The following is a 24,628-nucleotide window of genomic DNA, read 5'->3' as shown; positions in this document are numbered from 1 at the left end:
TCTGTCCACCTGCTGCCGGCACACTCACGCGAAAGCAGGCGTCTTCCGGCGTCCGAGCAAGCCGAGTCCGAGCAGTCCACCGCCGAGCAGGAAAATGCCTGCGGGCAGGGGGACAGCGCTGATCTCGAGGAACGCCGGGTCAGAGAGGAAATTTGGGTCGGCGGCGGAGATGGTCAGCCCGTTGGAGGCCGTTACCCAGGCCTTGCCGGTGCTGGAAAAGTCGATTGTGCCGGGGGCAAAGAGGTTCGAATACAGACTGAACCCGACGTCCACGGTTTGGGGGCCGAAGTTGGTCGTGATGTCCCGAGACGCGGAAACGAGAACGGAGGTCGAGCCGGATGCGGGATCGTTGGCGCCGTAGCTGAGCGAAAACCCGTCTGCGGCGACGATGTTCGTATAGCAATAGATGCAGACGCCTCCGAAGATGTCGTAGGAAATGCCTCCCGTTGGCTGCGTGTCCCAGAATCCGTCGACCCACATGAAGACTGTCAGTGTTCCGGAGCCTTCGACGGTATAGAGTTCTTCGAGGATGGCCGATCCGTTGGCGGAGCCGGTCGCGTAGCCGGTCATCGCGACAGTGCTGGACAGACCCAGCGTTCCGCGCGTGGCATTGGCGTAGGCAAAGGAATACCCCGATGCGGTGCCAAGATCGCCGGATTCCGCCGCCGCGGCGCTCGTGGACAAGGCCGGAGAGACGGTGCTGTCCTGCGTGGGATAGGACTGGTCTCGGACGCCCTGATTGGGCGTGAATCCGTCAGGCAAGTATGTCTGCCCGAGTGCAAGAGTATCGACCGTAAGGGTCAGGGTCGCCGCGTTTGTCGCATTGGCTGCGCACAGGATCGAGATTGCAAGCGGCAGCGCCGTCCGCGCGGCCCGGCGGACCGGGCCAAGGAGAAAGCAGGATACATTCATTCCGGGAAATCCCTTTCTGGAAACTGTCCAGAAAGAGGCTAGCCAGAGTCGACACCTCTCTCATCGCCCATTTGGGGTATGCGCCCGAGCAATTTTGTAGTCAGAGCGCCCGCGTCAGGCGTCGCTGTCCACCGCCTCTTCGCCCGGGAAGCTGTTTTTCGCGGGGGCTTCGGTGGCCTCTGGCTCCGGCGCGTCGACCAAGAAGTCGAAGACGTCGCGCACCCGGCCCCAGGTTTCGGCGTTGCAGGCGGCCAGCATATAGCCCTTGCTGACGTCACCGCGATACTCGGAGCCATCCAGTAGCGCCACATGGCCGCCCGCCTTGCGGATCGCCACGACACCGGCGGGCTGATCCCAGGGCGTCAGCTTGGCAAACAGAACGAAATCCATCTGCCCCTGCGCCACCATGCGCATTTCATGGCAGGCACAGCGCAGCATTCCGGCGCGGGCGAAGCGTGGCATGGTCGCGGCGAATTGCTGCTGCTTGTCCGTGGGGATCAGGTTGAGCGGGAAGAAGCCCTTGAGTTCCTCGACCGGACCGCCTGCGGAGGTGCTCAGCTTGCGGCGGATGCGGCGGGGAAGAACCAGTTCGGCATCGCTCTCGGTGTCGGCGATGATGAAATCGTTCAGGATCGGATCGTAGAGCAGGCCGAAGACCGGCTGGCCGAAGCGCAGGATCGAGACCATCACGCCGAAGACGGCGAGGCCGTGGGCGTAGTTCCATGTGCCGTCCACCGGGTCTATGGTGAAGCACAGCTCCGCATCGGCGATCTGGTCGATGATCTTCGGGTTGACCGAGGCGTGTTCCTCGCCGACGATCAGCGCATGGGGGAACATGACCTGAATGCCACGGGTGATCATCGCCTCGGCGGCCTTGTCGGCCTCGGTCACGAGGTCCTGCGGGCCGGACTTCATGTCGATCTGGTGGCTGCCAAGCTGGCGGAACCGCGGCAGGATCTCGGCCTTGGCTGCGCGGCGCACGAGGTTGATCAGCTGGGTCTTTTGCGCGTTGGTCAGCGGCGCGGTGATCGGCATGGGCAGGGAATCGGTCATTTCAGGCGTCCGGACATTGCTGCGGTTGCATCAGGGAGTGCCAGTCTTCGCCCCGGGGTTCAAGGTGACAGGTTGCGCCCGGACGCTATTCCCGGGCACGCAGGACTCGCGCCGGACGGGCCGCAAGCGGTCTGAGCGCAAAGGCGAGACCGGCAAGCAGGGTGGCGAGGATGCCGCCGAGGATCACGCCGAAAGCGCTGCTCCAGATCACCGCGAAGTCGGTTTCCATGACGAAATGGCTGACGCCCCAGCCTCCGGCGATGCCCGCGCCAAGCGCGACGATCCCGGCCCCCGCGCCAAGCAGCGCAGAGCGCAGGGCAAAGCTGCGCAGGATGCGGGTCCGGCCTGCGCCCAGGGTTTTCAGAATGGCGCTTTCGTAGGTCCGCGCCCCTTCCCCGGCGGCGGCGGCGCCGATCAGCACGAGGAATCCGGTGAGCAAGGTCGCCGCGGCCCCCCAGCGGATGGCTGCGCCGATACCTTCCAGCAATTCACTGACCCGGTCGATGGCGTCCCGGACGCGGATCGCGGTGATGTTGGGGTACATACCCGCGAGATCGCGAAGGATCTGCGCTTCGGCGCTTTCCTCGGCGTAGACCGTCGAAATGAACGTATGGGGTGCACCCTGAAGCGCGGCAGGGTTGAAGGTCATCACGAAGCCGATCCCGGCGGTCGAGAAGTCCACGTCGCGGAAGGAGGAGATCGTCGCGGTGATGTCGCGGCCGAGGATATTGACGGTGACCGTGTCTCCGAGCTTCAGGCCGATCTCTTCCGCCTCTTCGGCGGCGAAACTGACCTGCGGCGGACCGGAGTAGTCCTCGGGCCACCATTCCCCGGCGGTGACGGTTGTCCGGGCGTCGGGCTGCGCGGCGTAGGTGATGCCCCGGTCACCCCGGACAACCCAATGGCCCCCGGCCACCTCCGTCGCGGGTCTGCCGTTGATCTGCGTGACGATGCCGCGCAGCATCGGGGCGCTGTCGACGCGCGAGACGGCGGGGTCGTTGTCCAGCCGCTCCATGAAGCCGGGCATCTGGTCCTTCTGGATGTCGACGAAGAAATACGAGGGCGCGACCTCCGGCAGGTCCCGGGCAATGGCGCTGCGCAGGTTGCCGTCGATCTGACCGATGGCGGCCAGAACCGTCAGGCCAAGTCCGAGCGACAGCACCACCGCCCCGGCGCTTTCACCCGGGCCGCCGATGGCGGAGAGCGCCCAGCGCAGGATCGGCCTGCCGCGTGCTGCGGGCGTGGCCCGCCGGGCGAGCCAACGGATGACCTGCGCGGCAAGCGCCAGCGTCAGCAACGCCGCAAGGATCCCGCCCGCCGCCCAGAGCGTCAGGACCGGCCTGCCGGAAAAGGCCATGGCCGTGCCCACAAGCAGGGCAATCAGCGCCGAAATGGCCACAAGATAGCGGGGCGCGGGCAGGGCGCGGGCACCGTCCAGAGCGTCCCGGAACAGGGTTGCTGCGCGGACTTCCTCGGCGCGGGAGAGCGGCCAGAGGGTGAAGACGAGCGCAGTCAGGGTGCCGTAGAGCGCGGCTTCGCCTAGCGGGCCTGGGTGCAGGGAAAAGACCGCAGGCACCGGCAGCGCGGCGTTGATCATAGGCCCGAGCAGGATGGGAACGAGCGCCCCCAGGGTCAGGCCGATCACGATACCCACAAGCGCAAGGGCGCCGATCTGGAGGAAATACGTCAGGAAGATCACCTGCCGGCTGGCCCCGAGAGTCCGAAGCGTGGCGATCACGCTGGTTTTCCGGGCGAGGTAGGCCCGCACGGCAGCGGAGACGCCAATGCCCCCCACGGCGAGGCCGGACAGCCCGACCAGGACAAGGAAATCGCCCAAGCGTTCGACAAAGCGCGCGATCCCGGGCGCCCCGTTGCGCGAGTCGCGCCATTTCAGGCCCTTGTGACCAAACCTCTCCTGCGCTTCTGCCGCAGCTTGGTCGAGATCGGTACCCGGGGGCAGGATCAGGCGGTATTCAGTATCGAAAAGTGAGCCGGGGGAGAGCAGGCCGGAGCCATCGAGATCCTGCGTCCGGACGATGGTGCGCGGACCGAGGCCAAAGCCGTCACCCGCGTCATCCGGCTCCACCGCGATACGAGCGCGCAGCGTGAAGGTCTGTTCACCAAGGCGGAACGTGTCCCCCGGAGCAAGGCCAAGCCGGTCGGCAAGGACCGGGGCCATGACTGCGCCCCGATCCGCCAGCGCCTGATGCAGCGGCATCACCGGATCGAGCACGACTTCCCCGAGCAGCGGATAGGCGTCATCGACGGATTTGACCTGCGTGAGACCCCGCTCCGTGCCGCCATCGCGGTCGACCGCGACCATGGAACGGAAATCGGTCACTTCGGACACCGCCGTTGCAACGCTTTGAAGCCACTCGCGCTCCTCGGGTTCCGCAAACCGATAGGTGAACTCGACCTGCGCGTCACCGCCCAGCAGAACCGCTCCCTGTTCCGTCAGCCCGGCCTGAATCGCCGCACGCACCGAGCCGACCCCGGCAATCGCGGCAACTCCCAGAGCGAGGCAAGCGAGGAAAATGCGGAATCCGTGCAGGCCGCCCCGCAACTCGCGACGGGCCAGACGGGCGGCGATGGCAAGGCTCATGCGCGGACCCGTACGGCGGCTTCTTCCGAGCGGTCCAGGCTGCCGTCACGCAACCGCACGACCCGGTCGCATTGCGCAGCGAGATCCGGCGCATGAGTCACCATCACCAGCGTGGCACCATGTTTGTCCGAAAGGCCAAGGAGAAGATCCATGATCGCGGTGCCGTTCGCCCCGTCGAGGTTCCCTGTCGGCTCGTCAGCCAACAGGATTCCGGGACGCGGCGCGAGGGCCCGCGCAAGGGCCACGCGCTGCTGTTCTCCCCCGGACATCTGTGCCGGGTAATGGTCGGCGCGATGCGCGAGACCCACGGTGTCGAGCTCGGCCCGGGCACGATCGAAGGCATCCCGATGCCCGGCGAGCTCGAGCGGCGTTGCGACATTCTCCAGCGCGGTCATCGTGGGAATCAGGTGAAACGACTGGAACACAACACCCATGTTGTCCCGCCTGAACCGCGCCAATGCGTCCTCGTTCATCGCGGTCAGGTCCTGCCCCATGGCCAGCACGCTGCCGGCGGTCGCCCGCTCCAGCCCGCCCATGACCATCAGAAGGGACGATTTGCCCGATCCGGACGGCCCGATCATGCCGATCGTCTCACCCTTGCGGATATCGAGGGAGATGCCGTGGAGAATTTCGACCATCCCGGCATTGCCCTTCAGCCTCAAGGTCACATCTTTCAGGGAGAGTATCGGATCTGTCATGCCGGGGAGACGTCCTTTTGTTCGAACGTTTTACATATGGGTCGCATTGCGGCTGCAGCAAGGGGCTCGCAGCGCTGCTTGTCTGGATGGCTCTGCCGGTGCAGGCCGCAGACGTGGATATCCTTGCTCTTGGCGACAGCCTGACGCAGGGCTACGGGCTGATCGAGCAGGAGGGCTTCGTGCCGCAACTGCGGAACTGGCTGGCGGAGCACGGGCGCGATGTCCGCGTGATCAATGGCGGAGTGTCCGGGGATACGACGGCAGGGGGCCTCGCGCGCGTCGAGTGGTCGCTGACCCCTGACATCGACGCGATGATCGTCACGCTGGGCGGCAATGACCTGTTGCGCGGCATTGCGCCGGACGTTGCCCGGTCGAACATCGAAGGCATTTTGAAAATCGCCGCGGCGCATGATCTAGAAGTGCTGCTGATCGGAATGCAGGCACCGGGCAATTACGGTGCGGACTACAAGGCGGACTTCGACGCGCTCTATCCGGAGCTGGCCGTGCAGTATGGAACGCTATATCTCGAGAGCTTCTTCGCCGGGCTGATCGGGGAGGGCGAAGACCCGGCGGACCTGGGCGATTTCATGCAACCGGATGGTATTCATCCGAACGGAAAGGGCGTTGCGCGAATCGTGGACGTGATCGGACCCATGGTCGAGGCGTTGATCGAGCGGGTCGAATCACCGCCTAGCTGAAAGCGGCTTCTGTCTGACGCAAGCTCGGTCCGGCCTTCAGGCATCCGTGAATGGCAAACAGCAGTCCGAGGCCCACCCCGCAGCCGAGATAGACCGCGCCTGCAGTCAGGAAGCTGATGTCCAGAAAGACCCAGCCGAACCCTCCGGCAAGGAAGCCGAACAGGCTGCCGATGAGGAATCCGATGATTGCCATGACGTACCTCCTTGCCCCACCCTGACGGTCATTCCCTTAAAAAGGATTAAGATCTCGGAATGCGGCACGAAAGTGGCGCGCAGCTGTCTGCGAGATGGCGATTACCGTCAAATTCTCAGCATTGCCCGCATTGCAAAACCTGGCATTCTCTTCGCCACGTGGCGCATGAGGTCCGAATACTCGATATCGCCGGCCATCATGCGGAAGTATTCGCCGCGCAGGCTGCGGGAGGATTGGAAGGACTTGATGAAGGTCGGGCGCAACCTGCCATGGAACATGATCATCCGAAGCATGCGTGCCTGGCCTAAGCCACGATGGATGGGGGCGAGGCTGCGGCAATAGTCCGCCAATGCACGCTCCGGTGTCTTGGCGTCGAGCGCCCTGACTGCGGCCAGTGCTGCCAGTTCGCCGCTATGCAGCGCGTGTCCGATTCCCTCCCCGGTAATCGGGTCCACGAGGCCGGCGGCGTCTCCGGCAAGCAGAACACGGCCTTTTCCAGGTGTCTTCCGAAACGCGCCGAACGGCAGGAACTGCCCTTTGACCGGCAAGGCTGGGTCCGCACCGAGACGGTCGAGGTACTTCGACAGCGCGCCCTTCATGTCCGCATTGCGCGACAGGACGCCGCCGACGCCGATGGTCGTGCCGGAGGTCTTTGGAAAGCGCCATCCATACCCCCAATCGGCGGCGCCAAAGTCGATACGCACCGGCGAGTCGTCCACCAGCGGGCTTTCGACTTCGAGCGCAAAGCCGATTTCGTTACGATCGAACGGTTGCCCGAACAGGCGCCTTGCCGTCGGGCTGTTCACGCCGTCACAGGCTATGATGATGGGCGCGGCCAGTTCACGATCCGGCAGGTGGACGACTGGTGCGTCCGGGTCTACTGTTCCGTCTTGGCCGGTGAAATCATGGGCACCGCTGTGCAGGGCGCAGTCTACAAGATGCTGGTCCAGTGCCAGGCGCATGGCAAGGTGTAGGGGGGAAACGTTCTGGGTCAGGCCCAGGTCCTGACCGAAGGCCTGGAACGAGATCGTGTCGCATCGTACGAGAGGGACGTCGGGAAGGCTGTTGCCGAAGATCCGTTTGTAATGCGCGAGGGCACGTCCGGTGATGCCGCCGCCACACAGTTTATGCCTGGGAAACCGGCGTTTGTCGACGAGCGCGACCGCGAGTCCCGAATCGGCCGCAACCTTTGCCGCCGCTGCCCCCGCCGGTCCGGCGCCGATGACGATCAGGTCGAACTGACGCCGCGGCGCCGGAGGCGTCGCTGTCACAGAACGGTGACGGGAGTGCCGAGCGGAACGCGTTCGTAGAGATCCATGACGTGTTCGTTGATCATGCGAATGCAACCATTGGACACGGAGCGGCCGATCGAACTCGGCACGGTCGTGCCGTGAATGCGGAAGAACGTGTCTCGTCCGTTCTGGAACAGGTAGAGTGCACGTGCGCCCAGCGGATTGCTCGGACCGCCCGGCTGAACATACTCATTATCCTTGAATTTTCCGTAGGCTGCGGGATCGCGCTCAATCATCTCCTCGGTCGGGCGCCACGTCGGCCACTCTTTCTTTGCACCGATGTTCGCCTTGCCGGTGAACTCCAGCCCGGCTTTGCCGACGCCGACACCGTACCGCATTGCGCGACCCGGGGCCTCGATGAAGTACAGGAAATGCGCACGGGGGAGAATCAAGATCTGACCGGGGGCGAGGTCCGATTTGATGCCAACTTGCTGCGGCATGAAGATCGGGTCGATCTCGAAGGCGTGGGCCGGCACGGCGGCCGTTGCTGCGGCGGCAGCAATGAAAGTACGACGGGTGATCATGGCAGCAACTCGTTCCGGTCTTTGTGTGAAGGAAATTTTGCGCAGACGGGCTTCGAAATCAATCCCGAGGCCGGGAAACACTTGTCACGATGGCGTGCAGGACACATATTTCTTTTATCATATATGAAGGAGTCGGTCGATGGCCAGCCTCAAGCTTGTGTGTCTCGACTGTGCCCGAACCAACGCAGTTCCGGCGGAGAAACTGGGTGCCGGTGCCAAGTGTGGCGTATGCGGGGCACCGCTGGTTGATGGCAGGGCCCGGGACATCACACCTGAAGTGCTTGCCAAGGCCGCGCGCACCGACAGCCTGCCCTTGCTGGTCGATTTTTGGGCACCTTGGTGTGGACCCTGTCGCATGATGGCTCCCGAGTTTTCCAAGGCCGCGAAGACGATGGTGGGACGGGTCCGGATGGTCAAAATGAACACTCAGGATCACGAGAATACTGGTTCTCGGTATGGCATCCGGGGAATTCCGACCATGATTCTCTTTTCAGATGGGCGGGAGCAGGCAAGGCAGTCCGGCGCCATGCTTGCATCCCAGATCATGGAGTTCGCGAGCAAGACCGGGCGCATCAGCTGACCGTCGGTCACTGCTTGGGCACGTTCGCGTTGCGGCCTGCCAGAACCACGCTGATGGTGTAGGCCGCGTTGGGGGTCAGACCCGCCATGATGGCGGCGGCAGCATCGGATCGCATGCGGGCAAGAAAACCGGCGGCGAACTCGGGGTCCATTTCCTCGAACAGGGCTGCGGCTTGTTTCGGCTTCATGTTGGCGTAGACGTCGGTCAGGCGGGTCAGATCGTCTTCGGCGGCAGTCTGCGCAAGGGCCAGCGTGTCGCGAAGTTTCCGCTCAGCGGCCTCGAGCTCCGCGAGTTTCCTGTCTATTTCCTGTTCGGCAAGCGACAAGGCCTGCATGCGAACATCTATATCCTGTTCGCGCTGCTTGACCCTGGCCTCCCGTTTGTTGAGAGCCTCGATGAGCGGCATGATGTCCTCGTCCGCCACCCGCTGGATCACAGGCGCACCACCGGATGCCGCGGCCATATGGGGATCGGAGGGCGCGACGGCGGCCACCTGGTCCTCTATGCCGTGTCCAGAGTCTGCGTGCGTTGCGGCGGCCGCATGTTCGGCTGGAACGGCGGCTTCCGGTGGGCTTTCCCGGGCAAAGGCTTCGCCTGCGCCGACAGCGGCGCGCAGAACTGCCGACGAGATCAGGAGTCCGCCGACAATTGCGAGTGCACCCCGCATTCCGCGCCTTTTCCGGCGGGGCTTGGCGGTGGTCGCGGCGGGTTTTGGGGTCTTTGCTTTTCCCATGCGCTTTCCTCAGTTTCTCGGATGGCGAAAGAACACCGTATCTGGTTGCGGAGCGTGCGGCGGCTGCTGCGGTTCCGATCCTTGCCGGGGCAAGTCGTGCATGGAGGCAACCATCAATTCGAGACGCTTTGCCACGTCCTCGGCGCGTTCCGTCAGATCCTGCAGCGACTTGGACGACTCGCCCGCCGTCGACTGCGCTGCTGCGAGGGTCTTCGTAAGATCGTCGACTTGCGCCGACAACACGGCCACGGCACCGCCAACTCCACTTTCGAGATCGGTGAACCGGGTCAGCCGCCGCGCAAGGACAAAGCAATAGAAACCTGCGCCCAATGCGCCGGCCACAAGCAAGATGTCGGCAATCATGTCCATGTTCACCCCTTTCAGTTCAATACGAATTCAAGCACGAGCAGGTCGCGGATGCGGCCCTCGCCAGCGACCATGGACACGCGCCGGAGCATCTGCCCGCGCAATTTGACCAGGGCGCCGGGCTGTTCCAGCATTGCCGGGTCCAGCGCGCGCAGATAGCTGTTCATCACGTCCTGAACCCGGGGCAGCAGCCCTTCGACTTCAGGCGCGTACTGTTTTGGAACCTCAAGGCTGGCACGGAATTGCAGGTGATCCGCCTGTGCGGATGGCCCAAGTGAAATAAGCATCTTCGGTACTTCGACGAAGGCGATGTCAGCCAATGGGGCGTTTTCCACGGGCACCATATGCGCATCCTCTTCGGGAAGCGATTCGGCGTGATCGGCCTGACCGCCGCCGCCCAGCAAACCCGAAGAAACGGCAAAGAAACCACCGCCACCACCGGCGAGGGCCAATACGATACCGAGAATGAGCGGAAGCTTCGACGGCTTCTTCTCCTCGATGCCTTCTCCTTCTGCCGTCGTCTCGGCCATGCTCAACCTCTTTTCTGTTCCAAGGCGTTATAAGCCTAAGGGGCTAACTGAATGTTAAGCCGATTGGGTCAGTTTGGGGCCAACCGAACAGAATGTTTGGAGCGGAGGTTCCCCTTGCAGCAGAAACTGTCAGTCTGGAATGCGTTGAGCGGTCGACAAAGGATCGTTGCGATCGGTGCGTCGCTTGCGATGATTCTCGCGGTGCTTGGCATCGCGCGAATGGCATCGGCGCCAAACATGGATCTGCTGTACGCCGGCTTGGAAAACGGGGCCGCGGGGGAGGTTGTCCAGGCGCTGGAAGCACGTGGCGTCCAATATGATGTGCGGGGCGGGGCGATTTTCGTGCCGAGTACCGAGCGCGATGCCCTGCGGCTCACGCTGGCCAGTGAGGGCCTGCCGGCGAACAGCTCGCAAGGTTACGAACTGCTCGATCACCTGTCCGGGTTCGGGACGACATCGCAAATGTTCGATGCGGCCTATTGGCGTGCGAAAGAAGGGGAACTGGCCAGAACCATCGTCTCCAATCCGCAGATCGCAACGGCCCGCGTCCACATTGCCAACAGCAGTGCGAACCCGTTCCAGCGCGATGTCAGTCCTTCAGCCTCGATTTCCGTGACGATGACCGCCGGAATCCTGTCTCCTCAGCAGGCGCGTGCACTGAAGTTTCTCGTGGCATCTGCGGTTCCAGGGCTCGAACCCGAAGGTGTCGCCGTCATTGATGGCAAGGGCGGTTTGATCGGCGCCGAGGCCGATACTCCGACCGGGCAATCCGCCGACGACAAGGCAAGCCAGTTGCGCGAGCGTGTCCAGCGCCTGATGGAGGCGCGGGTTGGCACCGGGAACGCAGTCGTCGAAGTCAGCGTCGATACCGAAACCGAGGCCGAATCGATCCGTGAGCGACTATTCGACCCCGAAGGCCGCGTGGTTGTTTCGACGGATACGGAAGAGCGCAACGACAGCTCGCAGAATTCGGGCAGCGGCGATGTCAGCGTGGCCTCCAACCTGCCCGACGGACAGGCCGGTGGCGGCCAGAACTCGACAGCCAAGACGGCGGAAACTCGCGAGCGCGTCAACTACGAGGTGTCGGAGACAACGCGCGAGGTGACCCGCGTGCCGGGTGCCATCAAGCGTCTGACTGTCGCGGTTCTGGTCAATGGCACATACGCCCCGGACGCGAACGGTGTTCAGCAGTTCGTCCCGATCGCCGATGACGAATTGCAGGCATTGCAGGCGTTGGTGGCTTCGGCCGTTGGGTTCAACGCAGATCGCGGTGACGAAATCACCATTCGGTCCTTGCCGTTCGAGCGGCCGGAAGGTCTTGGTACCGGGCCGATCGAGCCTGGCCTGTTTGCCGGGACGATCGATACCATGCGTTTGATCCAGATCGGAGTTCTCGCGGCGGTTGCCCTTATCCTCGGGTTGTTCGTGGTGCGTCCGGTCCTGTCCCGTGCGGATGCCGGAACCGGCATGGTCAATGCCCTTCCCGCTCCGGAGGGAGACGCTTTGAACGGTGAAATCGACATGGACGACGGTTTTGGCGATCTGCCCGTCATGAGCGGTGGCGGTAACTTTGGCGGCATGGGCATGGTCGATTTCGAATCTCCCGCCGAAGAGGATCCGGTTGAACGGCTGCGCAACCTGATCGAGGAGCGCAAGACAGAGACCGTGGAAATTCTCCGCAGTTGGCTTGAGGAAGACAAGGAAGAAGTCGGATGAATCCGCTGAGGCAGATGTTCGAGGACTTCGGCGAGGCCCAGAAGACCGTCGGCAAAACGGAAGTCGCGCTTGCGGAAGTCGATCTTGAAGGCGTGCGCCTCGAGGCGTTCGAGAATGGTTTCAAGGCCGGATGGGACGATGCGCTCAAAGCGCAATCCGACGACCGGACACGCATTTCAAGTGCGCTTGCCCAACACTTGCAGGACCTGTCGTTCACGTATCACGAGGCCAGCAATCACATGCTGGACGCCATTTCGCCGCTACTGAAAGAGATGGTCAATGCGCTGTTGCCGGGTATTGCCCGAGCTACCATCGGCATGCATCTCGTCGACAAGTTGCACGAGATGGCCAAGGACATCGGGTCGGTCGAGGTCGAGATTGCCGTATCCGCTGCCAATCTCGATGGAATCACGGATCTCTTGTCTCAGGATTTCGGCTTTCCTGTCAGCGTCGTCGAGGATGACACGCTGGCTGACGAGCAGGCTGACATCCGGTTCGGACAGGTGGAAAAACAGATCGATCTGGGTGACCTGCTCGCCTCGGTATCCGAGGCGGTAGAAGGGTTTGCCCATGACAACCGGAGAAAACTCGCCAATGGATAATGCCCAAGTGTCCCCCAAACCCGAGCAGAGCACGCCTTTCACCTCTGTTCCGATCGAGATCACGGTTTCTGTCGGTCGGGCGCGTCCGCTGGTGCGGGAGCTGCTGCAACTCGGCGAAGGCTCGGTTTTGCCGCTCGACAAGCGGCTGGAAGACCCGGTCGAGCTGTACGTCGGCGAACGTCTGATCGGTATCGGCGTTCTCGAAGTTGTCGAGGGAGACGGACACAGTCAACTTGCCGTGCGCCTGACCGAGGTTGTCGATCTTCAGGCGCCGTCCTGATCCATGCGTAGACTTTTCATTGCGGTCGCTCTGCTTCTGCTGCCCGTCGCGGCGCAGGCTCAATCGGTGGCGATCGACCTCGGCGACGGCGGGTCCGTCACCGCCACCAGCGTTCAGCTGATTGCCCTGATCACGCTGCTCAGCCTCGCGCCGGGCATCGCGATCATGGTGACCTGTTTTCCTTTCATGGTCACGGTTCTCGGCATCCTGAGGCAGGCGGTGGGCCTCCAGCAGTCGCCGCCGAACATGCTGATCGTCAGTCTTGCCTTGTTCCTGACTTACTTCGTGATGGAGCCTGTCTTCACGCAGGCTTGGGACGCCGGGGTCGAGCCGCTCTTGAACGAGCAGATCGAGGTCGACGAGGCGATCCCGCTGACTCTGGAGCCGTTCCGGACCTTCATGGCCGGGCGCGCGGATCCGGACACCTACCGGGCCATGGCGGACCTGCGGCCGGATGCGCAGGGCAGCACCCTGTCGCCGGATGCGCCCCTGTCGGTGCTGATCCCGAGCTTCATGCTTTCGGAAGTTGCCCGGGCGTTCCAGGTCGGGTTTCTGATTTTCCTGCCGTTCCTGATCATCGACCTCGTGGTTGCGGCAGTGCTGATGTCGATGGGCATGATGATGGTGCCGCCCGCAATCGTGTCCTTGCCATTCAAGCTGGCGTTCTTCGTGATCGCGGATGGATGGGCCCTGCTCGCGGGAAGCCTCGTGCGCGGGTACTTTTGATTGCAAGTCCCACCGCGAACGCCGACGTGACGTAGGGCGGGGCTATGCCCCGCACCCCCTAGCCGAGCACTTCGGCAACGGATTGCGCCGTCTTGTCCACGATTTCGCCGGCCTCCTCTCGGGTCAGGCAGAACGGCGGGGCGAACCCCAGAATGTCGCCCTGCGGCATCGCGCGGGCAATGATCCCGCGGGACAGGAGCGCCGCCGCGATCCGCGGACCGACCTTTTCTGAGGCGTCAAAGAATGCGCGTCCGTCCCGGTCCCGCACGAATTCCACCGCACAGAGCATGCCTTCGCCCCGGACGTCTCCCACGTGGATGTGTCCGCCGAGCGCCTCCTGCATCGCGGCATTGAAGTATGCGCCGGTCTCGCCCGCGTTTTGCACCAGGTTCAGCTTGTCGATCAGTTCGAGGTTCGCCACGCCGGCTGCCGCGCCGATGGGATGGGCGGAATAGGTCCAGCCGTGGCCGATCGGGCCGTTCTCGTCCGTACCCTGCTCAAGCACCTTCCACATCTTCTCCGAGACGATGGACCCGGACAGCGGCGCATAGGCGGACGTGAGGCCCTTGGCGATGGTGATCAGGTCCGCCTTCAACCCGTAATGTTCCGAGCCGAACATGGAGCCGAGACGCCCGAAGCCGGTCACGACCTCGTCAGCCACCAGCAGGATGTCGTGCTTTTCGAGAACCGCCTGGATCGCCGGCCAATATCCCGCGGGTGGGGGGACGATGCCGCCGGTGCCCAGTACCGGCTCGCCGATGAAGGCTGCGATGGTGTCGGCGCCTTCCCGTTCGATCAGCGCTTCGAGCGCGTCGACACAATGCTGGACGAAGTCCGCCTCGGACATGGAAAGTTCGGGGCGGCGGAAATAGTACGGGGCCTCGGTATGGACCACCTGCGCCAGCGGCAGGTCGAACTTCTTGTGAAACAGCTCGAGCCCGGTCAGAGACCCGGTCATCAGGCCGGAGCCGTGATAGCCGCGCCAGCGGGAGATGATCTTCTTCTTCTCGGGTCGGCCAAGGATGTTGTTGTAATACCAGATCAATTTGACATTGGTTTCGTTCGCGTCAGACCCGGACAGACCGAAATAGACCTTCGACATGTGATCCGGCGCACGGTCGAGCACCATTTTCGCCAGCGTGATGGACGCTTCGGTGCCGTGACCGACGTAGGCGTGGTAATACGCCAGTTCCTTCGCCTGCTCGGCGATGGCTTCGGCAATCTCGGGGCGGCCATAGCCGACGTTGACGCAGTACAGACCGGCAAAGGCATCGAGCAGTTTCACGCCGTCCCGGTCGGTGATGTGGCAGTCTTTTCCGGTGGCGATGACGCGCTGCGGTGCATTGCCCCGGGCGAACTCGGCAAGGTGGGTCGACGGGTGGAAGAACGTCTCGCGATCCCATTGGTCCAGCTGGTCGTTCCTGAGCATTGGCGGCCTCCTATCGGGTCATGTCGGTTTGCGCGCCACCATAGGAGGATGGGCCGGGAGTTGAAACCCCGGCCTGGTGACCACCGCTCAATCGCGAGCGATGCGGATTGTCGTGCGCTGGAAATAGGGCGCGTCCGGCGTCACGAAGATCGAGCCGAATTCCGGTGTATTGAGGGTGTTGGGGTAGTCCTGTGCCTCTATGCAGAACCCGGCAAACGGGCCGTGCGGGATGCCTGGATGCGGCGTGCCGTGGCTCGACAGGAAGCTTCCCGTGTAGAATTGCAGACCCTTGCGGTTGGTCCAGAGTTGCAGGCGCATGCCGTCCGGCGCGGTCACCTCGACTTGCGCCTCATCACCGCCGTCGAGGCAGTGGTTCCAGTCGTAGCCCTGCGCGTCCGGGTCGGCTTCGCTCAGCAGGCGCTCCTGGCGCAGGTCGAACCGGGTGCCGTCCACGGGCATAAGCTCCCCGGTCGGGATCAGGTTCTCGTCCGTCGGCGTGACGTGCGAGGCATTTATGCGGAACCGATGGTCGCGGATCGTGCCGGCACCGGCAAGGTTGAAATAGACATGCTGCGCCATGTTGATCGGCGTCTTGCGGTCCGGTCGGGCGTTCATTTCCCATGTCAATGCAGGGCCATCGAGCGAGATCAGGACTTCGAAGTCGACCGCGCCGGGATAGCCCTGGTCGCCATCCGGTGAATGCAGGGTCAGCCGTACGGCCTTGTCGGAAAGCGGCTTCATGTTCCAGTTGCGCCAGCCGATGCCGCCCGGGCCGCCGTGCAGGTGATGCGGGCCGCCGCGGCTGGCAAGGGTATAGGTTTCCCCGTCCATCTCGAAGGTGCAATTGGCGGTTCGGTTGGCGACGCGGCCGACGACGATGGCCATGGACTTCGGGTTTTCCCGGTAATCCTCGACGTCGCTGTAACCGAGGATCACCCGCTGGCCGCCCACCGTCCAGTCCTGCAGGACACAGCCCATCGACAGGACCGTCACCTCCGTCTCGCCGTCCCGCAAGACATGGCTTCTGATCTCGTCCGTCATCTGGTCCTCCCGCGCTGCCGCTTTTGGACCTATCAGTGCGCCACGCGGCGGCATAGTGTCCAGCCATGAATTCCGAATCCGTCCTCGACTCGTCCTACTCCTGGCTCCGCCTCGCGATCACTTTGCTCATCGCGGTTGTGGGCAATGTCGGCATGTGGGTGGTGACCGTGGTGATGCCCGAAGTGCAGTCGGAATTCGCCGCCAGCCGCGCACTGGCCTCTCTCCCCTATGTCACCACGATGATCGGTTTTGCGATCGGCAACTTCGGCATCGGCCAGATCGTGGACCGCTTTGGTGTGACCACGGCCCTGACCGGGGCGGGCGTGCTGATCGCAGCCAGCTATGCTCTTGCGGCGTTGTCGCCGTCGATCTGGGTGCTGGCTCTGGTGCAACTCGGGATCGGATTTGGCACGGCTGCCTGTTTTGGGCCGTTGATCGCGGATATTTCCCAGTGGTTCCAGAGGCGGCGTGGTATTGCCGTGGCCATCGCGGCATCGGGAAACTATGTCTCCGGCGCAATCTGGCCGCCCTTGCTCAGCCACTTCGGCGCGGATGAGGGGTGGCGCTGGGTCTACTCCGTCCTCGCGATCATCACGGTTCTCGCCATGCTGCCACTTGCGCAATTGCTGCGCCGCCGTGTGCCGCAGGACGTTCTGCTCCAGACCGATGCCGTCAGCCGCAGCCGCGCCACGGCCACCGGGTTCACCCCAAGCCAGTTGCAATGGATGCTCGGCCTTGCCGGCATCGGCTGTTGCGTGGCCATGTCCATGCCGCAGGTCCATATCGTCGCGCTCTGTGTCGACATGGGGTTCGGCGCAGCGGTGGGGGCGGAAATGCTTTCACTCATGCTGATTGGCGGTGTCGTGTCGCGGCTGATTTCCGGTTTGCTTGCGGATCGTCTCGGCGGGGTCCGCACGCTGCTGATCGGCTCGACGCTGCAAGCCATCGCCCTCTTTTTCTACCTGCCCGCGGGAGGCCTCGTCAGCCTGTACACCGTCAGCCTGATCTTCGGGCTCAGCCAGGGCGGCATCGTGCCGAGCTATGCGGTGATCGTGCGCGAGTACCTGCCTGCTCGGGAGGCCGGAGCGCGGGTGGGCTTCGTCATGATGATGACGATCCTGGGCATGGCTCTGGGCGGCTGGCTCTCCGGCGCGATCTATGACTGGACCGGCAGCTACCAGTGGGCCTTCGTCAACGGCATTGTCTGGAACGGGCTCAACATCGCGATCATGGTGGTGATCCTGACCCGCGGCAACCGGGCGCGGCGCGAGATGGTTCCGGCCTAAAGCTCGGCCGGATAATCACCGACATCGGCGTGCAGGTGCCGCTCGCCACGGGCCTTCGCCAGGGCGATCTGTTTCTGCCGCTCGCGGAAGCGGGCCTTGTCCTCGTCGCTGGTTTCGTCCCTGCACAGGTGGCAGGAGACGCCGTGCTCGTACTCCGGGCGCTGCATGTCCTGCGGCAGGATCGGGCGGCGGCACGCGTGGCAAAGCCTGTGCGGACCTTCTGCCAGGCCGTGCCCCACGGAAACCCGACCGTCGAAGACAAAGCACTCGCCTTGCCAGGCGCTGTCTTCCTGTGGCACCTCCTCCAGGTACTTCAGGATGCCGCCCTTGAGGTGATAGACCTCTTCAACCCCTTGGCTCAAAAGATAATTCGTCGATTTTTCGCAGCGGATGCCGCCGGTGCAGAACATCGCGACACGCTTGTTGTGGAAACGGTCCTTGTTGGCCTCCCACCAGGCGGGAAAGTCGCGGAACGTTTCGGTCTGCGGGTCGATGGCGCCTTCGAAGGTGCCGATGGCGACCTCGTAATCGTTGCGCGTGTCGATCAGGGCCACATCCGGGGAGCGGATGAGCGCGTTCCAGTCCTCGGGCTCGACGTAGTGCCCGACCTTCGCCAGCGGATCGACATCCGGTTGGCCCATGGTCACGATTTCCTTCTTCAACCGCACTTTCATGCGGGCGAAGGGTCGCTCGGTGGCGGTGGAGAGCTTCCACTCGAGATCGGCGAAACCGGGTAGCGTCTTGATATGGGACAGCAAAGCCTCGATCCCGGACTTCGGTCCGGCAACCGTCCCGTTGAGTCCCTCGGCCGCCAGCAGGAGCGTGCCGGTGATCTGCTCGCGACGGCACAGGTCCAGCAATGGACCGCGCTGTGCTGCGTGATCGGTAAAGCGGGTGAAGTGATAGAGGGCGCAGACCGTATACATGCGCCGCCTCATACTCCGATGCGCCGGGACAGCCAAGCGCCGCATTGCCGCATTCCGGTTGAAGGCCCCGCGGCTCGGCCCTACCATCCTGGCGGGCCGTATCGGGAGAGCCATCATGCGCGGATTGATTGTCATCGACGTCCAGAACGATTTCTGCCCCGGTGGCGCACTTGCCGTGTCGGGCGGCGACGAGATCGTGCAACCGATCAACGCGCTGATGTCGGAGTTCGACGCGGTGATCCTGACACAGGACTGGCACCCCGCCGGGCATTCCTCCTTTGCCTCGCAGCACGAGGGCGCCACCCCTTTCAGCGTCACGCAGATGCCCTACGGAGCACAAGTGCTCTGGCCGGATCATTGCGTGCAGGGATCGCCAGGTGCGAATTTCCATATGGCGCTGGAGGTCGACCGGGCAGACCTGATCCTGCGCAAGGGATTCAGGCCGCAAATCGACAGCTACTCCGCGTTCTTCGAAAACGATCACCAGACGCCCACGGGACTCGAGGGGTACTTGCGCACGCGCGCGATCACGGAGCTTGTCATGGTCGGGCTCGCAACCGATTTTTGCGTGAATTTCTCGGCAGTTGATGCAGCGAGGCTCGGGTTTTCCGTGACTGTCAGGCAGGACCTCTGCCGCGCCATAGACCTCGACGGCAGCCTTGCGGCAGCGCGGGACGGCATGATGAAGGCCGGTGTCATCCTGGCGTGAGAAAAGCGGATCACATTCGCCATTTCTAAACTTTGGCGGGCTAGACATGGGTAAACCCTGTTTGAGCCGCCCATGCCCGCCGAAACCCGGACCGAGCCTTTGATGAGCGCGGAAACCTTTGCGTCCCGCTACAGCCGCTCCGCGCTGTTCGACCGCTATGCGCGGGCGCGAATCCGCACGTTCTGGCAGCGCCAGGTCGCCACCCTGATCGGCTCGTCCTACATCGCCTTCTTCGTCTCGATGGACGCTGCGCTTGCGGCGACACTTCTGGCGGTTTGCGGCGAGGGTTTCGAGATGATCCTCCTTCGCGTGGCACAGACGGCACGCCGCCGCGGTGTGGGGCTGTCTTCGATCATTGGCTATACGACGTTCGGGGCAGCGGTTCAGGCGCTTACCATTACGTGCTGTGTCATCCTGCTCGTCGAAACCGCGCCGAACCACGAAGCGGAACTCGTTGCCCTCTGTTTCCTCATGGCTGCCGCGGTCAACGCGGGATATGCCCTGACGCACCATCCGCCGGCAAGCAAGGTCAAGCTGGGGATTTACGGAGCCTGCGCCTGCGCTTTCGTCCTGTTCGAGGCGCGCAGTGACGGCGAAACGGGGCACCGCCTTGTAACCCACGTGATCGAAGTCGCGCTCCTCTCCTATCTTACGCAGAATTTCGTCAGCGTCTGGGTTCGGTCGTTTCAACGCAGGATGGAGAACGAGCGGGCGCTGATCGACGGAGCGGAGCAACTCAGCACCGTGAACCGGGAGCTTGAAATCCGGGAAAGGGAGATGCGCAACCTGTCGTTCGTGGCGCGCCATGCGAACGACAGCGTGATCCTGTTCAAGCCCAACCTCGACATCTCCTGGGTCAATGACTCCTTTGTCCGGCTGACCGGGTTCAGCCGCGAGGAGGTGGTCGGGCGAAAGCCTTGGGAGGTGCTGGAGGGGCCAGACAGCGTTCCCGAGGGTCAAAGGGACGAGATCGAGACACTGGTTCGTCAGCCCGTCCTCAAGGCAAGGTTGCTCAATTATACCAAGGACGGGCAGAAGATCTGGGTCGAGGTGAACCGCGTTCCGGTGTTCGGACCTGGCGGCACCATCGAAACGCTGGTTTCGATCGAGCGGGACGTGACCGATCTTGTGCGGCATGAGGAGGAAATGGCTCAGGCTCGCATGCAGGCAGAGGAGGGTGCGCGCGCGAAATCCGCCTTCCTCGCCACGATGAGCCACGAAATGCGCACGCCGCTCAACGCGATCGTCGGCATGGCGGATCTCCTGGCGGCCGAGGACCTTGGATCGGAACAGAATGAATACGTCGGAATCATCCAGAGTGCGTCCATTTCGCTGCTGACAATCATCAACGACGTGCTGGATTACTCCCGGCTCGAGGCCGACAAAGTCGAGATCGAACGCCGCCCGCATCCGCCGGCGCAGGTGATCGAGGATGCCGTGCGGCTGTTGCGTGCAATGGCAGAGGACAAGGGGCTGACGCTGGACGTGCGCACCGATGGAACCTTGCCGGACATCGCGCTGTTCGACTCCAGCCGGATGCGCCAGATTCTCGTGAATCTCATTGGAAACGCGGTGAAATTCACCGATTTTGGCTGTGTTACGGTGCTCTCCTCTGCCGAGGCGGCCGGCGACGGCTGGACCATGCGGGTGGAGGTCAGGGACACCGGGGTCGGAGTTCCACCGGACCGCGCGGAACACATCTTCGGGAAGTTCCAGCAGGCCGATGCCGCCACCACACGGCGCTTTGGCGGAACCGGCCTGGGGCTGCCGATTTCGCAGTCGTTGGCGCAGCGCATGGGCGGTCATATCCGCCTGCTGCCCGCGCCCGAGGGCGGGGGATCGGCCTTCGAAGTCTGCATCGCGCTCGGGCGTCCCGGCCCGGAGGACATCGTCCCGACGGCGCAACAGGCGGACTTCGAACGGCAGCTGACCCGGCGGATGCGGGTGCTGTTGGCCGAGGACAACGCCACCAACCGGCTGCTCGTGAAACGGTGTCTGAAGGATCAGCCCGTGGAGCTGTTTGAGGCGATAAACGGTCGCGAGGCGGTGGAAATGACTCTGGAGTTTCGTCCGGACGTCATTTTCATGGATATGTCGATGCCCGAGCTCGACGGGGTGTCGGCGACCCGTATCATCCGGACCCTCGAAATTCCGCAACCACATATTGCGGCCCTGACCGCCAATGCCTTCGAGAGCGATCGCGAGACCTGCGCCAAGGCGGGAATGGACGACTTCATCACCAAGCCTTTGCGGAGAAAGGATTTGATCACGGCTCTCGTCCTGGCGGAACGTGGGGAGAAACCGCTTTCAACCAAGGGGGAAACTGGCGTATCACGGCTTCGTGCGAACAATGAGGCTGACACTTGGACATCGCCACCCGCGTCTGGAACCACAAATGGAAAATCGATCCGATCGTCCGGTCGCTGATCGATACCGATTTCTACAAGCTGTTGATGTGCCAGTCGGTTTTCCGAAACCGTCGAGACACGCAGGTCACCTTCAGCCTGATTAACCGCTCGACGCAGGTGCCACTGGCCGAGTTGATCGACGAAGGCGAGTTGCGTGAACAGCTTGACCATATCCGCAGCCTTCGTTTGACGCGGGGCGAGAGCACTTGGCTGCGCGGGAATACCTTCTACGGCAAGCGGCAGATGTTCACGCCGGAATTCATGGAATGGTTCGAGAACCTCGCGCTTCCGCCCTACCATCTGGAGCGGGTCGGCGACCAGTACGAGCTGACATTCGAAGGCAAGTGGCCGGAAGTGATGCTCTGGGAGATTCCGGCCCTTGCGGTGCTCATGGAGTTGCGCGGCCGCGCGGTGCTCAAGACCATGGGCCGGTTCGAGATCCAGGTGCTGTATGCCCGCGCCATGACGAAGCTCTGGGAAAAGGTCGAGCATCTGCGTAGCGAGCCGGGGGTGCGTATCGCCGATTTCGGAACCCGCCGCAGGCATTCATTCCTGTGGCAGGACTGGTGTGTGCAGGCAATGATCGAAGGGCTCGGCAGCAGTTTCGTCGGAACATCGAACTGCCTGATCGCCAAGAACCGTGATCTGGAGGCTATCGGAACCAACGCGCACGAGTTGCCGATGGTCTACGCGGCGCTGGCCGAGGATGACGCGGCGCTGGCCCGGGCACCCTACGAGGTTCTGGCTGACTGGCACGAGGAACATGAGGGCAACCTCCGGATCATCCTGCCCGACACCTACGGGACCGAAGGCTTCCTACAGAAGGCTCCGGACTGGCTGGCCGGCTGGACCGGTATCCGGATAGACAGCGGTGACCCGGCCACCGGGGCCGAAACCGCGATCCGCTGGTGGAAGGCGCGCGGCGAGGACCCGACACAAAAGCTGGTGATTTTCTCCGATGGTCTCGACGAGAAGAAAATTCTCGAGCTCTATCAACAGTTTCACGGCCGGGTTCGTGTCTCCTTCGGTTGGGGGACCCTGCTTACGAACGATTTCCGCGGATTGGCGCCCGACGATGGGCTTGCCCCGTTCTCGCTGGTCTGCAAGGCGGTCAGCGCCGATGGCAACCCCACCGTCAAGCTTTCGGACAACCCCAACAAGGCCATGGGCCCGAAGGATGAGATCGAGCGATACAAGCGGGTCTTCGGCGTTGGTCCGCAGCGTGCCCAAGAGGTTATCGTCTAGGCCCCTGACGCGACTGCGTTTCATGCTTTTCACGGGAGCGGCGCGCGGGTAAGCAGTTCCCCGCAAGGAGGCCCCCATGTCGCAGATCGAACCGCAGCCGGGTATCATGGAAATTTCGCCGTACGTCGGGGGCAAATCCCGCATCGACGGCATGACCAACATCATCAAGCTCAGTTCGAACGAGAACCCGTTCGGCCCGAGCGACGCGGTGAAGGACGCCATCGTCCGCGCCGCACATGAGGTCCATCGCTACCCCTCGACCGATCACATCGAGCTGCGAAGCGCGATTGCCGAGGTACACGGCGTCAAGGTCGAGCGGATCATTTGCGGGGTCGGGTCCGACGAGATCCTGCAGATGCTCGCGCAGGCCTATGCGGGGCCGGGAGACGAGGTGATCTACACCGAGCACGGGTTTTCGATGTACCCCATTCTTGCCCACGCGGTTGGCGCAACGCCGGTGCAGGTGCCCGAACAGGAGCGCGTGGTCGACGTCGACTCGATCCTGGCTGCCTGCACGGACCGCACGCGGCTGATCTTTATCGCCAATCCAGCCAATCCGACAAGCACGATGATCGGCCTGTCCGAGATCGAACGACTGGCCGAAGGCATTCCTGCCGGCGCGATCCTTGTTCTTGACGGGGCTTATGCCGAGTTCGTCGAAGGCTACGACGGCGGGGCCAAGCTGGTCGAGATGCGGGACAATGTCGTGATGACGCGCACGTTTTCAAAGCTTTACGGGCTTGGCGGGATGCGTGTCGGCTGGGGATATGCTCCGGTGGAGATTATCGCGGTCCTGGACCGCATCCGGCAACCGTTCAACCTGTCGACCGTCGCTCTGGCGGCTGCCGAAGCCGCCGTGCGCGATACGCGCTACGTCGAACATTGCCGGAGCGAGAACGCGCGACTCCGTGTGTGGCTGGCCGAGGCGCTTGGCGAGCACGGGGTGCCCTGCGATACGTCGATGGCGAATTTCGTGCTGGCCCGGTTCGGCTCGCGCGAGGAAGCCGAGGCTTGCGACCAATTTCTGCAGAAACAGGGGATCATCGTCCGGCGGGTTGCCGGGTATGGCCTGCCCAACGCGCTGCGGATCACGGTCGGTGACGAGCCGTCCTGCCGCCGCGTCGCGCATTGCATCGGGCTGTTCAAGGCAGGTGAGCGATGACGCAGCGGTATGAAAAGGTCGCGCTGATCGGGCTGGGCCTGATCGCGTCGTCGATGTTCTGGGCGATGCGGCGAGGCAATGTGGCCGGCAAGGTCAGCGGTTACGCGCGCAGCAGCGAGACTCGCGAGACCGCGCGGCGCATCGGTCTGTGTGACGAGGTTTGCGACTCTGCCGAGGAGGCGGTTCGGGACGCGGATCTTGTGGTGCTCGCCGTGCCGGTTGGCGCGATGGGTTCGGTCGCGCAAGCCATTGAACCCTATCTGAAAAAGGGCGCGACCGTCACGGATGTCGGCTCCGTCAAGGCAACGGTGATCGAGGTGGTTTCGCCGCATGTTCCCGATGGCGTGCACTTCGTTCCGGCGCATCCGATGGCGGGGACGGAGCATTCCGGACCCGAATCGGGATTTTCGACGCTCTTCGACAACCGCTGGTGCCTGATCGTGCCGACCGAGAATTCGGACGAGGCGGCGGTGGAGCGTCTGGAGGCGTTCTGGCGGGCGCTCGGGGCGAACACCGAGCGGATGGAGGTCGGGCACCATGATCTGGTCTGCGCCGTGGTGAGTCACGTGCCACACCTGATTGCCTATACGATGGTCGGCGTGGCGGATGATCTGAGACGCGTTTCAGATCAGGAGGTTATCAAGTTTTCTGCCGCCGGTTTCCGGGACTTCACGCGTATCGCGGCGAGCGATCCGACCATGTGGCGCGACGTTTTCCTGACCAACAAGGAGGCCACCATCGAGATTCTCGGGCGATTTACCGAGGAGTTGATGGCCCTTCAGCGGGCGATTCGGACGGGGGATGGTGAGCAGCTTCATGCCTATTTCACCCACACCCGGGCCATTCGGCGTGGTATTCTGGATGCGGGTCAGGATACTGATGCTCCAGATTTTGGTCGCGCAAAGGTAGAGCGGTGA

The 24,628-nt window shown here is 63.2% G+C and carries 25 protein-coding genes; 12 read left to right on the top strand and 13 right to left on the bottom strand.

What is annotated here, in order from left to right; genetic code table 11:
- Positions 1 to 24: 24 nt before the first annotated feature.
- The 4 genes from ACP159_RS00425 to ACP159_RS00410 form a co-directional block, all read right to left on the bottom strand.
- On the bottom strand, positions 25 to 912 hold the full coding sequence (locus ACP159_RS00425; protein WP_425097635.1) for a VPLPA-CTERM sorting domain-containing protein: 888 nt from the start codon (positions 910 to 912) through the stop codon (positions 25 to 27).
- Positions 913 to 1,026: 114 nt separating this feature from the next.
- Complete coding sequence (locus tag ACP159_RS00420) at positions 1,027 to 1,965, bottom strand: inositol monophosphatase family protein (protein WP_425097634.1); 939 nt, start codon at positions 1,963 to 1,965, stop codon at positions 1,027 to 1,029.
- Between the two features lie 85 nt (positions 1,966 to 2,050).
- A complete protein-coding gene (locus ACP159_RS00415) occupies positions 2,051 to 4,567 on the bottom strand; it encodes an ABC transporter permease (protein WP_425097632.1) in 2,517 nt (838 codons plus the stop codon).
- A complete protein-coding gene (locus ACP159_RS00410) occupies positions 4,564 to 5,265 on the bottom strand; it encodes an ABC transporter ATP-binding protein (protein WP_425097631.1) in 702 nt (233 codons plus the stop codon). The genes ACP159_RS00415 and ACP159_RS00410 overlap by 4 nt, the downstream gene beginning before the upstream one ends.
- A gap of 17 nt (positions 5,266 to 5,282) precedes the next feature.
- Between ACP159_RS00410 and ACP159_RS00405 the strand changes: the two genes are divergently transcribed.
- Positions 5,283 to 5,963: an arylesterase gene (locus tag ACP159_RS00405; RefSeq protein WP_425097630.1), complete on the top strand. Its 681-nt coding sequence runs from the start codon at positions 5,283 to 5,285 to the stop codon at positions 5,961 to 5,963.
- Here the strand turns inward: ACP159_RS00405 and ACP159_RS00400 are convergent.
- From ACP159_RS00400 to ACP159_RS00390, 3 genes are all read right to left on the bottom strand, one after another.
- Complete coding sequence (locus ACP159_RS00400) at positions 5,956 to 6,156, bottom strand: hypothetical protein (protein WP_425097629.1); 201 nt, start codon at positions 6,154 to 6,156, stop codon at positions 5,956 to 5,958. The two genes, ACP159_RS00405 and ACP159_RS00400, sit on opposite strands and share 8 nt — an antisense overlap.
- A gap of 107 nt (positions 6,157 to 6,263) precedes the next feature.
- A complete protein-coding gene (locus ACP159_RS00395) occupies positions 6,264 to 7,427 on the bottom strand; it encodes a geranylgeranyl reductase family protein (RefSeq protein ID WP_425097628.1) in 1,164 nt (387 codons plus the stop codon).
- Positions 7,424 to 7,972, bottom strand: a complete 549-nt coding sequence (locus ACP159_RS00390; protein ID WP_425097627.1) for a L,D-transpeptidase — start codon at positions 7,970 to 7,972, stop codon at positions 7,424 to 7,426. The genes ACP159_RS00395 and ACP159_RS00390 overlap by 4 nt, the downstream gene beginning before the upstream one ends.
- 139 nt (positions 7,973 to 8,111) lie before the next feature.
- Here ACP159_RS00390 and trxA point away from each other — a divergent pair, with 139 nt between their 5' ends.
- On the top strand, positions 8,112 to 8,552 hold the full coding sequence (trxA, locus tag ACP159_RS00385) for a thioredoxin (RefSeq protein ID WP_425097626.1): 441 nt from the start codon (positions 8,112 to 8,114) through the stop codon (positions 8,550 to 8,552).
- A 7-nt stretch (positions 8,553 to 8,559) separates the two neighbouring features.
- On the opposite strand, the gene ACP159_RS00380 is transcribed toward trxA, so the two are convergent.
- From ACP159_RS00380 to ACP159_RS00370, 3 genes are all read right to left on the bottom strand, one after another.
- Positions 8,560 to 9,219 carry a MotE family protein gene (locus ACP159_RS00380; RefSeq protein ID WP_425097625.1) on the bottom strand — a complete coding sequence of 220 codons (660 nt, stop codon included), beginning with the start codon at positions 9,217 to 9,219 and terminating at the stop codon, positions 8,560 to 8,562.
- Between the two features lie 75 nt (positions 9,220 to 9,294).
- Positions 9,295 to 9,654 (bottom strand): hypothetical protein, encoded by a 360-nt coding sequence (locus ACP159_RS00375; RefSeq protein ID WP_425097624.1) that lies wholly within the window; start codon positions 9,652 to 9,654, stop codon positions 9,295 to 9,297.
- A gap of 11 nt (positions 9,655 to 9,665) precedes the next feature.
- Positions 9,666 to 10,181: a flagellar basal body-associated FliL family protein gene (locus ACP159_RS00370; protein ID WP_425097623.1), complete on the bottom strand. Its 516-nt coding sequence runs from the start codon at positions 10,179 to 10,181 to the stop codon at positions 9,666 to 9,668.
- 114 nt (positions 10,182 to 10,295) lie between these two features.
- Between ACP159_RS00370 and fliF the strand changes: the two genes are divergently transcribed.
- Genes fliF through fliP form a run of 4 tightly spaced genes read left to right on the top strand, consistent with a single transcriptional unit; the run spans position 10,296 to position 13,505 of the window.
- On the top strand, positions 10,296 to 11,897 hold the full coding sequence (gene fliF / locus ACP159_RS00365) for a flagellar basal-body MS-ring/collar protein FliF (RefSeq protein ID WP_425097622.1): 1,602 nt from the start codon (positions 10,296 to 10,298) through the stop codon (positions 11,895 to 11,897).
- Positions 11,894 to 12,499 carry an ABC transporter ATP-binding protein gene (locus tag ACP159_RS00360; RefSeq protein ID WP_425097621.1) on the top strand — a complete coding sequence of 202 codons (606 nt, stop codon included), beginning with the start codon at positions 11,894 to 11,896 and terminating at the stop codon, positions 12,497 to 12,499. The genes fliF and ACP159_RS00360 overlap by 4 nt, the downstream gene beginning before the upstream one ends.
- Complete coding sequence (locus ACP159_RS00355) at positions 12,492 to 12,779, top strand: FliM/FliN family flagellar motor switch protein (RefSeq protein ID WP_425097620.1); 288 nt, start codon at positions 12,492 to 12,494, stop codon at positions 12,777 to 12,779. Before ACP159_RS00360 ends, ACP159_RS00355 begins: the two co-directional genes overlap by 8 nt.
- A 3-nt stretch (positions 12,780 to 12,782) precedes the next feature.
- Positions 12,783 to 13,505: a flagellar type III secretion system pore protein FliP gene (gene fliP, locus ACP159_RS00350; protein WP_425097619.1), complete on the top strand. Its 723-nt coding sequence runs from the start codon at positions 12,783 to 12,785 to the stop codon at positions 13,503 to 13,505.
- Positions 13,506 to 13,563: 58 nt separating this feature from the next.
- On the opposite strand, the gene ACP159_RS00345 is transcribed toward fliP, so the two are convergent.
- Complete coding sequence (locus tag ACP159_RS00345; RefSeq protein WP_425097618.1) at positions 13,564 to 14,934, bottom strand: aspartate aminotransferase family protein; 1,371 nt, start codon at positions 14,932 to 14,934, stop codon at positions 13,564 to 13,566.
- Positions 14,935 to 15,021: 87 nt separating this feature from the next.
- On the bottom strand, positions 15,022 to 15,975 hold the full coding sequence (locus tag ACP159_RS00340; protein WP_425097617.1) for an aldose epimerase family protein: 954 nt from the start codon (positions 15,973 to 15,975) through the stop codon (positions 15,022 to 15,024).
- A 65-nt stretch (positions 15,976 to 16,040) separates the two neighbouring features.
- Here ACP159_RS00340 and ACP159_RS00335 point away from each other — a divergent pair, with 65 nt between their 5' ends.
- Complete coding sequence (locus ACP159_RS00335; RefSeq protein WP_425097616.1) at positions 16,041 to 17,261, top strand: MFS transporter; 1,221 nt, start codon at positions 16,041 to 16,043, stop codon at positions 17,259 to 17,261.
- Here the strand turns inward: ACP159_RS00335 and ACP159_RS00330 are convergent.
- Complete coding sequence (locus ACP159_RS00330) at positions 17,258 to 18,187, bottom strand: rhodanese-related sulfurtransferase (protein ID WP_425097615.1); 930 nt, start codon at positions 18,185 to 18,187, stop codon at positions 17,258 to 17,260. The genes ACP159_RS00335 and ACP159_RS00330 overlap by 4 nt on opposite strands.
- A 115-nt stretch (positions 18,188 to 18,302) precedes the next feature.
- On the opposite strand from ACP159_RS00330, the gene pncA reads away from it, so the two are divergent.
- The 5 genes from pncA (at position 18,303) to ACP159_RS00305 (ending at position 24,628) form a co-directional block, all read left to right on the top strand.
- Positions 18,303 to 18,896, top strand: a complete 594-nt coding sequence (gene pncA, locus ACP159_RS00325) for a bifunctional nicotinamidase/pyrazinamidase (protein ID WP_425097614.1) — start codon at positions 18,303 to 18,305, stop codon at positions 18,894 to 18,896.
- A gap of 72 nt (positions 18,897 to 18,968) precedes the next feature.
- Positions 18,969 to 21,323 (top strand): response regulator, encoded by a 2,355-nt coding sequence (locus tag ACP159_RS00320; RefSeq protein WP_425097613.1) that lies wholly within the window; start codon positions 18,969 to 18,971, stop codon positions 21,321 to 21,323.
- Positions 21,260 to 22,549 carry a nicotinate phosphoribosyltransferase gene (gene pncB, locus ACP159_RS00315; protein ID WP_425097612.1) on the top strand — a complete coding sequence of 430 codons (1,290 nt, stop codon included), beginning with the start codon at positions 21,260 to 21,262 and terminating at the stop codon, positions 22,547 to 22,549. The genes ACP159_RS00320 and pncB overlap by 64 nt, the downstream gene beginning before the upstream one ends.
- Positions 22,550 to 22,625: 76 nt before the next feature.
- A complete protein-coding gene (gene hisC, locus ACP159_RS00310; protein ID WP_425097611.1) occupies positions 22,626 to 23,711 on the top strand; it encodes a histidinol-phosphate transaminase in 1,086 nt (361 codons plus the stop codon).
- A complete protein-coding gene (locus ACP159_RS00305) occupies positions 23,708 to 24,628 on the top strand; it encodes a prephenate/arogenate dehydrogenase family protein (protein WP_425097610.1) in 921 nt (306 codons plus the stop codon). The genes hisC and ACP159_RS00305 overlap by 4 nt, the downstream gene beginning before the upstream one ends.

The organism is Tropicibacter sp. S64 (assembly GCF_049803835.1).
Taxonomy (GTDB): domain Bacteria; phylum Pseudomonadota; class Alphaproteobacteria; order Rhodobacterales; family Rhodobacteraceae; genus Pacificoceanicola.
Note: the sequence above shows the minus strand (reverse complement) of the source record. Positions and strands in the feature narration are given on the sequence as shown.